Origin of the sequence: Microcystis sp. M090S1 (assembly GCF_020246295.1) — a bacterium.
GTDB classification, from domain to species: Bacteria; Cyanobacteriota; Cyanobacteriia; order Cyanobacteriales; family Microcystaceae; genus Microcystis; species Microcystis aeruginosa.
On sequence record NZ_JADBTF010000149.1, the window covers coordinates 1 to 10409 of the forward strand.

The window sequence follows — 10409 nt, forward strand, 5'->3', positions numbered from 1 at the left end:
AGAGGCTTTTAAAGACTGCGTACATGGAGAATTAAAACAAGAATTACCCTCGAAAAGCCTATTTTTCCACTAAGTATTTATGCTCATTGCAAAGGTGAGATGCTCCCCTTTATCCCTATCCTCAAGGATAGCAAAATCAGCTAAAATGAGATAATCGATAGGCGATAATCTCATCTCAACAACTTCACCAAAATATTAACAAGGATGGATAGTATTAACTAAAGATGTAAACATTGGTAGAAATATTTTAGAAGTTCAACAGATAGCTCGTTATCATGCTCAAGTATTTTTTCTAGTTTCTGTTAATACTAAATCTGGTTATTAAAAACTGATTATTTATTCTCCCTTTTGCCTCTCCCAATATGTAGCCTATACTCAACGGATTTAGTGTTAATCTTCTCTCACTGGTGGCTTAACTAAGGGTGCATTTAACATTTGCAGAAATACCGACAATCAGCAATTATCAGTGACTTTTAAATGATGACAAATGTATCAGCTGCTGTCTGTAAGCATCCCACCGAAAAACTAATGCGCGGGGGGTTTGGGGGGTAGAACCCCCCAAAAGCTTGGATTGAGTGATAAAATCGAAAGTAATGCCCAATTTTAAAAGAGAGTTTCCCCTTAAAAATCCCAACTTAGTAGATTTACAAAAATGAGATGCACCCCTTAACTAAAGGGGAAACCACCATATTTATTGATAATTATATCTATAGTTTCCATAATTGCGATCGATTCGCCCAAAATGGAGATGATTTGTTGATAATGTTCTAGGTCATCGTAGCTAAGGTGGCGACCTTTGCGGTCTTTTAGCCACTTCTGACACACTTGATAACCGCCGATATAAAAGTTCCAAATTTGGGGCGGAATCCCCGCAAAATACTGGTCAGAATTAATCCAGATTTGTTGTTTATTTTCGTTATATTTCACCTGTTCGACTAGATTGGAACCCGCCACGGGATAACTACTAATTTCTTTTCCCGTTGCTTTCATCAGGTGTAACTGTACTAATCTGTCACCTTTTTTGACTAATTCCCAGAATAATTCTTTATTACTGGTTAGGGGAACACGAGGAAAGTCTATTTTTAAAAATTCGGCGTAACGTTGGCGATATTGGGGAGAGTAAAAGACGGCATAGATATAGTTAAAAATGTCTTCCGGTCCAAAGGTTTTCTTTTCTTCTCCTTTGCCATCTGAGAAAAATTCTAAGCCAAGTTTTGCCGAAAGTTTGTTAATAAATTCTGGCGCTAGATTGGGACGGCGACCATTTGGCGAGTTGGTTGGTTCTGTTTCAAATAGGGTTGGGGTATTGGTTGGGTAAAGATAGAGGGGGAAAATATTAACTCCACCTCTTCTAAAAATATTAGTATCAATGGCATTCTCAAAAACAGTAATCAAACCCCATTCAGGATCATTAACCGCAATTCCTTGGCGACCTATACCTATACCAATGTTATTCTTATTCATCGTATGCTGAATTATTTCATGCCTCAACCGATTTACTAAAGCATCATGATGATAATAAGGTCTAATATCAAGAGGTCTATATAAACATTGAGTGAAATAAGATTGCCAATTAGATTCAGATGTAAAAGATTTTCTCTTTTGATTTAAATTCCAATCTAAACTGTCTTCCAACTTATATTTATTTTTTATTTCTGAATCATTGATAAGTGTATTTCTAAAGTCATTGATTCGCTCTATTAATTTAGATTTATCAAAATCATAGACAAAGTGATCTCTATGGGTTTTGATGCCAGAACCGTTTGTCAACATGATTGTATCAAGTTCCCAATATTTTTGATATTCATCAGATGAGACTTTGCTCTGAGGATTAAATAGGTAAAAATCTGATTTGGGATTTATAATTTCCCATTCAGTTGAACTAATATCATTTTCATCTAACCAATAATACTTACCCCCAACTAACTCCTTATGCTCTTTAACCTCTCTAACACCCCACAAATCAGCATGATAAACCTTCGCTAAATCTTGCTGACTATCTTGATACTTGATAAAAAACGCAATCGCTACTCCTTGCTGAATATCAAACACATTTTGATCGGGTGAACCGTCGGGACAAACTTCTTTTTTCTTGCTATTCCCATGCAAATCTAAAACATAAATCTCATCAAAAGTCTGCATCAAATTTTGACGCATTCCCCGAAAAGTGGGATTATCCAAATAACCATGATTTGTAATTAACGCCACAACTCCATAACCAGTTTCCGCTACCCGATACTGAGCAAAGCGAATAAACTTCACATAATCATCTAATAAACCTTTGGGGTTTCTCTCTCCCAATGGTTTTCCATCTAATTGATAATAATCCTTAACCAAATTCACAATCCAAGGGTCAGTATTCATCGACTGATAGGAATAGGGTGGATTGCCTAAAATCACCATGACTGGCATTTCTTGCTTAACATCTTTTGCCGCGGCTGCTTCATCGCGAATGCGATTTAAAAACCCATCAGCAGGGGGAATTTGAAAAGCTTCCTGTAGGGTGTTGGTGAGATAGATTCCCAAGCGTTCATCGGCACTAAAATCATAGCCTAATTCCTGAAGTTGTAAACCTAATTTCATGTGTGCTACGGTGTAGGGAGCCATCAGTAATTCCAACCCAAAGAGACGGGGTAATAAATGTTTACTAACATAACTAGACCACATCCCTTTCTGTTGACGAAAACTGTCATAGATATGGTCGATAACAGCGTGTAAAAAAGTGCCGGTTCCCACAGCAGGATCGAGAATTAAAACCTGGTGAACTTCCTGAGTTTCTTGGCTATCATTAGGATTTTTAATCGTAATTTTTTTGGCATCGGCCAAACCTTTAGGAATCTGAAACTTATTTTTCAGAATATAGTCCACACTGCGAACCATGTAAGAAACCACGGGTTCAGGGGTATAATAAACCCCCCTAGACTCACGCATTTTACTATCGTATTCGGCTAAAAAAGTCTCATAAAAGTGAACTACAGGATCCTGCTTGCGCGTGCGTTTTCCAAAGCTGCTAAGAATCCCCTCCATGTCCGTTTGTTGTAAAATATTGGCTAGAGTATCCACGGCCCAAGTAATCCGCTCATCTAATTCTGTACCGGCAATTTGATGAAAAATTCCCCGCAAAAAAGGGTTAGTTTTCGGCAGTCGAAATCCCGCCGTTTCTCGGGAAAAAGAACTTATTTTATCCGTATTACAGCGTGCTGCGAATAAACCATAACAAATTGTTTGTGCATACATATCGGCAAACTGCGCTTCATTGAGATCACTAATTAAAACTCGTTGAAAAGATTGCAATTGTTGCCGCAGCATTCCCCCGCAATCTTGATCTTTTAAAGCTTGGCCGATTGCGTCTCGAATTAACTGCGCTAAAGCGGCCATTTTTTTCGCTAATTCTCGCGGTGTTGTGATCTGAATAACTTTTGAGAGGAAAAACTGATAGAACACTTGTTCTACTTTTAAAATACCCTGAGAATCAGGTTTAATTTGCTTTTTTTGATTAAGAGTTGCCAAGGACGCTGATAGACGCAATTCTCCCGATACATACCAACGAAATTCTAAATGATCGGTGATAATTAAATTACCCAAAGCCTGTAAATAACGTTTTATTTGGGGAGTATTTTCAATCTTTTTGAGAGAAGTTCCGATATCTTTTGCTTCCAGATGGCCAATTTCTACCATACCCTGATTAATCACAAAATCTGGAGCGCCACAAGCAATCCTTTTGGGTTCATTGAGAGCTTGTAGGTTATTATTTAGGGATTCAATTAATTTTTTTAAAGCAGGACGATAACTGTGTTCTGTGGCGTTACCCTGTTGATAAATGCCTGTGATTTCCTCTAGATATTTTGGCAGTGAGTTACTCATTATCGTTGCGACATACAAACGTTCTTCTATAGATAAAATATAACCTCATTTAGCCCCAATGTCCCCACTTGCTGTTAAATTTATTTCCGTTCACTTCACCCAGGGGAAGGGGGGACTTCTGGCGAGATTTGAGTTACACTAGAAAGGTTGACTATTGACAAACATCGATCGCACAGGAGTAAATTATGTCTAGAGTCTGTACTATGACGGGGAAAAAGGCCAATAACGCCTATGCGGTGTCCCACTCCCACCGTCGCACCAAAAAATTACAAGAAGCTAACCTACAATGGAAAAGAGTTTGGTGGTCGGAAGGCAACCGTTGGGTAAAACTACGCATCTCCACCAAAGCTATCAAAACCATTGAAAAGAAAGGATTAGCCGTCTTCGCTAGAGAAGTAGGCTTAAACTTGAATTTGTACTAAGCGAGTAGTTCAGAAGTGGAGACGAATCGGCCGTATCGTTGACTCCTGTGCTTTTGATTATTAAGTATTGCAACAGGGCGTGATGTGGGGTGAAAACTACCTTTAAGATTAAAAACTTAAAACGACCTGTTCAGGAGAATTTCAATGTATTCAACCCTATTAATGGCCGCTACCGCCGTACAAGGTTCCAGCGAATGGAGTCCCAAAGTGGCGATTGTCATGATTATCTGCAATATTCTCGCTATTGCTTTCGGTAAAGCGACTATTCAACAACAAAATGTCGGTCCTGCTTTACCTTCCCCCGCTTTATTCGGTGGTATGGGATTAGGCGCTTTACTGGGTACTACCAGTTTTGGTCATGTCCTCGGCGCCGGTGTCATCCTCGGTCTTTCCCGTCTGGGAGTTATCTAAATATGTTTTGATTTTCTCAATCGGTGGCCAAAAGTCACCGATTTCTTTTGTGAAAAATTCTGGACTATATAAGTAGGTAGGTGTTAAAAATTATCAGATGCCCCCCTTATTAAGGGGGGATTAAGGGGGGATCCCCCCGCCTATCGGCACCCCCCTTATCAAGGGGGGCAGGGGGGATCAGAGGCAAAATCTATCTTCTATTTAATTAGAACCACTTACTTATAATAAATATGACTTTACCTCAAAAAAATTCTTTTTGGTACGATGAGCGATTTCAGAAGATTTTTCTACAGGTAATTATCCTGCTAATTGTCTGCCTAATTTTCTGGTTTTTTGGTCGCAATTTAGTGATTAATTTCCAACGCTTACGCTTAAGTTTTGGCTTTGGCTTTCTCTTTGATCCCGACCGACCAGCCTCTTTTGCGATTGGTGACTCTCCTATTGCCTACAGTCCCACCGATACCTATTTTCGCGCTCTTTTGGTGGGATTAGTTAATTCCCTCCGCATTATGATTACTGGCATATTTTTGGCGATTAGTCTGGGAATAGTCATCGGGTTAGGTCGCTTGTCTGATAATTGGTTAATTCGTCAGTTGGCAACAATTTATGTGGAAACTATTCGCAATACTCCTTTATTATTACAATTATTTTTCTGGTATTTTGCTGTATTTCTAAAACTGCCGAAGATTGAGGACTCTTTAGAGTTTTTTGGTAGTGTATTTTTAAATAACTCAGGAGTCTATTTACCTTTCCCCGCCAATAGTTTCAGGACATGGTTAGCCTTAGCTATAATGATTTTAGGAATAATTATCTCAGTATTTTTATACCTAAAAAATAAACTTGGTTTATGTCTAACTAGCCTACTACTCCTAGTTATAATTCCTCTAATCTGGGGTTTACAATGGCAAAGTCCCCAAGTTAATCCTCTTAATCAAAATATTGACTTCGGTTTACATCTTTCTTCCGAGTTTGCTACTCTCCTAATCGGTTTAACTGTTTATACAGCTGCCTTTATTGCGGAAACAGTACGGGGGGGGATTCAATCGGTTAATCGGGGACAATGGGAAGCAGCTAAAGCTTTGGGATTAAAACCTTTATTAGTGATGAGATTAGTAATTTTTCCCCAAGCTTTGCCGGTGATTATTCCTCCTTTAACTAATGAATGTTTAAACCTTGTTAAAAACTCTAGTTTAGCGATCGCTATTGGTTATAATGATATTTATGCTATCTCTAGTACCATCGCTAATCAGACAGGAAAAGCTGTAGAAATGTTAATAGTAGTTATGGCAACCTATTTATTCTTTAATCTGGTAATTTCCTTGACTATGAATCAATTAAACCAACGGGTAAAAATTCAGGAAAGGTAGGGTGTGTTAGCGAGCGCGTAACGCACCGAATCGCGCCAAAAGGTAGCCTAACGCACCAGAATTTAGCGATAAATTAATTAATGAGCATTACCAGAATATAAAGCGGTGATAATTGCTGTCACCGCAGGACTAAGACTAGATAAAACTACCACAGAAGCGGTGGCAATGATGATAGTAGTAGCCATTCTCACCATACCATCTGTACCTTTTTGATAGGCATCAAATTTATAATCTATGCGATCAATTTTTTGTCCTATTTCATCTCGCCACTTACTGAATGCGTCCTGTGATTGGCTGAATTTTTCTTGCAAATCACTAACTTCATCACTTAATTGAATCAACGCCGCTCTGATGTCATCATTACTGGGATTTTCGGGAATTTGCATGACCTTGATTAGCAATCAACTAACAACCGCATATATTATAGCAGTTCTTAGCCATAAATTACAATTTTTTATCAGGAGGAGGAGTCAATCGCCAGCGCACTAAAAAACTATCAATACTTTCTAAACATTCCAAGTCATCTTTAGGTAAATAAGAATCTTTTAACAAGAAAGAAAAAGCCTGCTGAAACTCTTGACTATCAGCTTGAATCGGACTAGCAAAATGACAAGGAATAACCTGTTGAATCGGCCATTGGGAAATTCTATCAACCCATTGACTAACCTCGTCAGTAGTGCGATTAAGAATCAAAGTTTGCAAAATTGGCGCTACTATTAACCTCCCCTCTCGACGCAAATTTAAAAAAGTCTTTTGCCAATCATCACCCCATTGAAAAGGGAATAAACCAAAATAGGCTTTTTTACTCTTTTCCTGAGCAGTAAAAGCATCTCGAAAGACCTTAATCCAATTGGGAACAGCTAAAACAGCAGGTTGAAAATAAAGAGCAAAAAGACAAATTCTCTGCCAACCCCGACGGCGATTTTCTGGGGTATCCTCCACCAAATCCTTAGCACTATTTTTAGCGTGAAACAGGAGAGGATAGGGGTCTAATTCTAAAATAGCGGGAGGATTTTCTGGGATAGAAATAATGCCATCAGTCAGCAGCAGAGTTTGAGAGTAGTGATGAAAAAAAGCCACTTCCGAGAAGTATCCCACATTCAGATCAATTGCGGGTAAAATTTCATAACTAAAATCTTTTCCTAAAGGAGTGGTTGCCGAGTCAGCAGGTAAAATTTCTGTTCGTTTTGCCGGTAAACCCAACCAACTCAAAGGTAAATTAAGAGGAAAACTCCATTGATTAGGAGCAACATAAACTATAGCCTTAGGAAAATAACGGGCAAAAGGACCGACAAAAACCTTATGTTCAATCCCAGAAATCGTCGGCAAAATAATATATTTAACTTCCCCGTGTTGACTTTCCAACTCACGCATTAAGCGAATACATTCAGGAGTCGGGGCCACTGGTGCATAAACAAATAAACCCCCAGATGCTAACTTAATTACCGTCATGCGAATCGGCACGACCACATAGAAAATACCCTGCAATTGCTCAAATGTCCAGAGCGTATCTTTCACCACTTCTTGGCGAATTGTCCGTCTTTGACCGTAGGGATAAAGTGGTACAATTGGCCAAAAAGGCCATGATAAATCTTGCGGAGTTATTGCGGCTTTTGTCATCGTCTGATTCTATTGCTGAAAATCTCTATTTTAGTTATCATAAACCCTTCTAATCCCCATGACTAATAAACTGCCCATTGATTCTTTGGTCAATACTTGGAATAGTCTCACGGGGGAAGTGATGAAAAGACTCCCCATCGACCAGTTGACTAATACTGTCCTCCAGTGGTTTAGTGTTAGTGACAATCAAGTGGCGGAAATTTTAGAAAAAGTCCGTCAAGAATTACCCACCACCGAGGCGCTGTTAATCGGCAAACCCCAAACGGGAAAAAGTTCGATTATTCGGGGAATAACGGGAGTTTCGGCGGAAATCGTCGGGCAAGGTTTCCGTCCCCACACCCAAAACACCCAGCGCTACACCTACCCCGCGGAAGACTTACCCCTGTTGATTTTTACCGATACGGTGGGGTTAGGGGATGCCTATCAACACACAGACAAGGTAATCGCGGAATTATTAGCAGATTTAGCCGAAAATACGGGATGCGCCCAGGTTTTTATCGTGACGGTAAAAATTAATGATTTTGCCACCGATAGCCTCCTGGAAATTACCAAACAACTGCGGCAAAAATACCCTAAAATCCCCTGTTTACTGGCTGTAACCTGCCTTCATCAGCTTTATCCTCCTAATACCGCCGATCATCCCCCTTATCCTCCCGATTTCGAGGATATCAATCGCGCCTATCAAGAAATTAAAGAAACTTTTAAGGATTTATACGACAATTCTGTGCTAATAGACTTTACCCTAGAGGAAGACGGTTACAACCCCGTTTTTTACGGTTTAGAGGCATTTAGAGACAATTTAGCTGATTTATTGCCAAAAGCCGAGGCTAACACCATCCACCAACTTTTAGATCGGGAAACCAGCGATAAATTAGGCCATCTCTATCGGGACGTGGCCCGACGCTATATGTTAGCCTTTTCCGTCATAGCGGCGACCTTGGCGGCGATTCCCTTACCCTTAGCGACTATGCCCGTGTTAACCGCCCTACAAGTGTCAATGGTGGGGGTTTTAGGCAAATTATACGGTCAAGTGTTAACCCCATCCCAAGCCGGCGGAGTCGTCAGTGCGATCGCTGGTGGCTTTTTGGCCCAGGCCATCGGTCGGGAATTGGTGAAATTTATCCCCGGTTTTGGCAGTGTCATCGCCGCTTCTTGGTCCGCTGCCTATACCTGGGCCCTAGGAGAGGGCGCTTGTGTCTATTTTGGCGATTTAATGGGGGGTAAAAAACCCGATCCTAAGAGGATTCAAAGGGTGATGAAAGAGGCTTTTTCTGCTGCCCAAGAAAGATTTAAAAATGTCGCTACGGGAGGAGATAAAATGTAGTTATTAGCCCCTTAAGTGTTGGAGATGAAGCAGCCTAAGACAAGTAGCATATCTTCAAGTTAGCGAGATTTTAGTAATATTCGTCAGCTTTGGCCCCACCGGAAATTTACTTGGGTTTCTGAACCAGATCTATGGTTCAATACAGTTGAATATATCCCGTTCAAGTAATAGACAAAATATATCAAAAATGTGCCATCAGTTTCAGTGAGTAGCAGTATAATTGTTTTAGGCAGTTTGACTGGGATAAGAATAAGGCAGAACACAATCTATCAAAGCAGCCAGTCTCATTTGAGGAGGTAAAAACTGTTTTTGATGATTCTCTCTATGTTGAATTCTACGATCCAGATCATTTAGAAGGAGTTGATATTATGTTAGTTAAAGGAATTAAAAAAGGCAAAATTATTGAGTTATTAGAGGAAGTTGATTTTCCCGATAATGAAGAGGTATTAGTAGAAATTAGAGAGGTTAATGATTTTTGGTCAGCCTTGCAAGATTTTAGGCAAAGGGTAGATTTGACAAGTCTTGATGATGATACTTTTGATAATTTACGGGACAACTCAACGGGGAGAGATGTTCATTTATGACTCTCAAGTATTTACTAGATACTAATGTTTTGTCAGATCATGGCTCTTATACCAGTTATCTTAGCCGTTGTTGTAGTACCTTAAACCCTATACTTTACCCACAGTTAAAAACGAAAGGAAAAAGGCAGTAAATCCGAGAGATTAAAACGATAATTTTGCTGATTTCCACAGATAATAATCTCCGCTTTCGGCGCTAATTCGGCTATCCATTGACGACAGGCTCCGCAGGGAGTTAACTGACTAATATCATCCTTGTCCACCCCATCGATACAGGCTATAGCGATCGCCCGTAATTCTCGATCGCCCGCCGCGATTATTTGCGCTAAAGTTGCCCTTTCCGCGCACAAACTCAAGCCATAACTAGCGTTCTCTACATTAGTACCAGCATAAATCTTTTTATCTGTCAAGACCGCTGCCCCCACCCGAAAACGGGAATAGGGAGAATAGGAAAGTTTCGCCACTTCCCGAGCAGTGTCACAGAGTTGTTGTCTTTCTTGTTCAGATAGGGTCATCGGCTGCCGATAGCAGGGAGTGGGGAATTGGGGAATTGGGGAAGTGGGGTGTGGGGTGTAGGGTTTAGGGTGTAGGGTGTGGGGAGTTTTCTCAGTGAACTGATAACTGATAACTGATAACTGATAACTGACTCCTAACCCAATGGTAGATGTTGGATTGTTGCGAGAGTTCTATTTTCCGACAAAGATAAGCAAAAATTATTTATTGACTGCAAAAACTTGAGAATATTTAAATTAACATTCCGCAATATTTATAAATTCTTAAGAATTAATTGAGAAAGATTTTTATTTAACAACGATGTTAT

At 39.8% G+C, this 10409-nt stretch carries 9 protein-coding genes and 1 pseudogene; 6 read left to right on the top strand and 4 right to left on the bottom strand.

The window, feature by feature from the left end:
- Positions 1 to 199: 199 nt before the first annotated feature.
- Positions 200 to 307 (top strand): annotated as a pseudogene (locus tag IM477_RS23315) (PIN-like domain-containing protein); the annotation flags it as partial.
- 359 nt (positions 308 to 666) lie between these two features.
- Here IM477_RS23315 and IM477_RS06615 read toward each other — a convergent pair.
- Positions 667 to 3864 (bottom strand): type ISP restriction/modification enzyme, encoded by a 3198-nt coding sequence (locus IM477_RS06615; RefSeq protein WP_287731023.1) that lies wholly within the window; start codon positions 3862 to 3864, stop codon positions 667 to 669.
- Positions 3865 to 4049: 185 nt separating this feature from the next.
- On the opposite strand from IM477_RS06615, the gene rpmB reads away from it, so the two are divergent.
- From rpmB to IM477_RS06630, 3 genes are all read left to right on the top strand, one after another.
- Entirely contained in the window at positions 4050 to 4286 is a 237-nt protein-coding gene (gene rpmB / locus IM477_RS06620) for a 50S ribosomal protein L28 (RefSeq protein WP_002732080.1), read from the top strand.
- 144 nt (positions 4287 to 4430) lie between these two features.
- The gene (psaK, locus tag IM477_RS06625) at positions 4431 to 4697 is read left to right on the top strand and encodes a photosystem I reaction center subunit PsaK (RefSeq protein WP_002760753.1); all 267 of its coding nucleotides are present in this window, start codon (positions 4431 to 4433) and stop codon (positions 4695 to 4697) included.
- A 230-nt stretch (positions 4698 to 4927) separates the two neighbouring features.
- Entirely contained in the window at positions 4928 to 6064 is a 1137-nt protein-coding gene (locus tag IM477_RS06630; protein ID WP_287731025.1) for an amino acid ABC transporter permease, read from the top strand.
- Between the two features lie 77 nt (positions 6065 to 6141).
- Here the strand turns inward: IM477_RS06630 and IM477_RS06635 are convergent, their stop codons facing one another.
- Complete coding sequence (locus IM477_RS06635; protein ID WP_002775303.1) at positions 6142 to 6450, bottom strand: ssr2422 family thylakoid membrane protein; 309 nt, start codon at positions 6448 to 6450, stop codon at positions 6142 to 6144.
- A 58-nt stretch (positions 6451 to 6508) separates the two neighbouring features.
- A complete protein-coding gene (locus tag IM477_RS06640; RefSeq protein ID WP_287731027.1) occupies positions 6509 to 7684 on the bottom strand; it encodes a DUF4336 domain-containing protein in 1176 nt (391 codons plus the stop codon).
- Between the two features lie 58 nt (positions 7685 to 7742).
- On the opposite strand from IM477_RS06640, the gene IM477_RS06645 reads away from it, so the two are divergent.
- The gene (locus tag IM477_RS06645; RefSeq protein WP_287731029.1) at positions 7743 to 9008 is read left to right on the top strand and encodes a YcjF family protein; all 1266 of its coding nucleotides are present in this window, start codon (positions 7743 to 7745) and stop codon (positions 9006 to 9008) included.
- Between the two features lie 368 nt (positions 9009 to 9376).
- Positions 9377 to 9592 (top strand): hypothetical protein, encoded by a 216-nt coding sequence (locus IM477_RS06655; RefSeq protein WP_002798019.1) that lies wholly within the window; start codon positions 9377 to 9379, stop codon positions 9590 to 9592.
- Between the two features lie 104 nt (positions 9593 to 9696).
- Here the strand turns inward: IM477_RS06655 and cdd are convergent, their stop codons facing one another.
- On the bottom strand, positions 9697 to 10104 hold the full coding sequence (cdd, locus tag IM477_RS06660; RefSeq protein WP_287731030.1) for a cytidine deaminase: 408 nt from the start codon (positions 10102 to 10104) through the stop codon (positions 9697 to 9699).
- Between the last annotated feature and the right edge of the window lie 305 nt (positions 10105 to 10409).

Excerpts from the sequence above, each read along its gene's own strand:
- IM477_RS06645 (WP_287731029.1), top strand. The coding sequence starts at position 7,743 with ATGACTAATAAACTGCCCATTGATTCTTTGGTCAATACTTGGAATAGT.
- cdd (WP_287731030.1), bottom strand. The coding sequence starts at position 10,104 with ATGACCCTATCTGAACAAGAAAGACAACAACTCTGTGACACTGCTCGG.
- IM477_RS06615 (WP_287731023.1), bottom strand. The coding sequence starts at position 3,864 with ATGAGTAACTCACTGCCAAAATATCTAGAGGAAATCACAGGCATTTAT.
- IM477_RS06655 (WP_002798019.1), top strand. The coding sequence starts at position 9,377 with ATGTTAGTTAAAGGAATTAAAAAAGGCAAAATTATTGAGTTATTAGAG.
- rpmB (WP_002732080.1), top strand. The coding sequence starts at position 4,050 with ATGTCTAGAGTCTGTACTATGACGGGGAAAAAGGCCAATAACGCCTAT.
- IM477_RS06640 (WP_287731027.1), bottom strand. The coding sequence starts at position 7,684 with ATGACAAAAGCCGCAATAACTCCGCAAGATTTATCATGGCCTTTTTGG.
- IM477_RS06635 (WP_002775303.1), bottom strand. The coding sequence starts at position 6,450 with ATGCAAATTCCCGAAAATCCCAGTAATGATGACATCAGAGCGGCGTTG.
- IM477_RS06630 (WP_287731025.1), top strand. The coding sequence starts at position 4,928 with ATGACTTTACCTCAAAAAAATTCTTTTTGGTACGATGAGCGATTTCAG.
- psaK (WP_002760753.1), top strand. The coding sequence starts at position 4,431 with ATGTATTCAACCCTATTAATGGCCGCTACCGCCGTACAAGGTTCCAGC.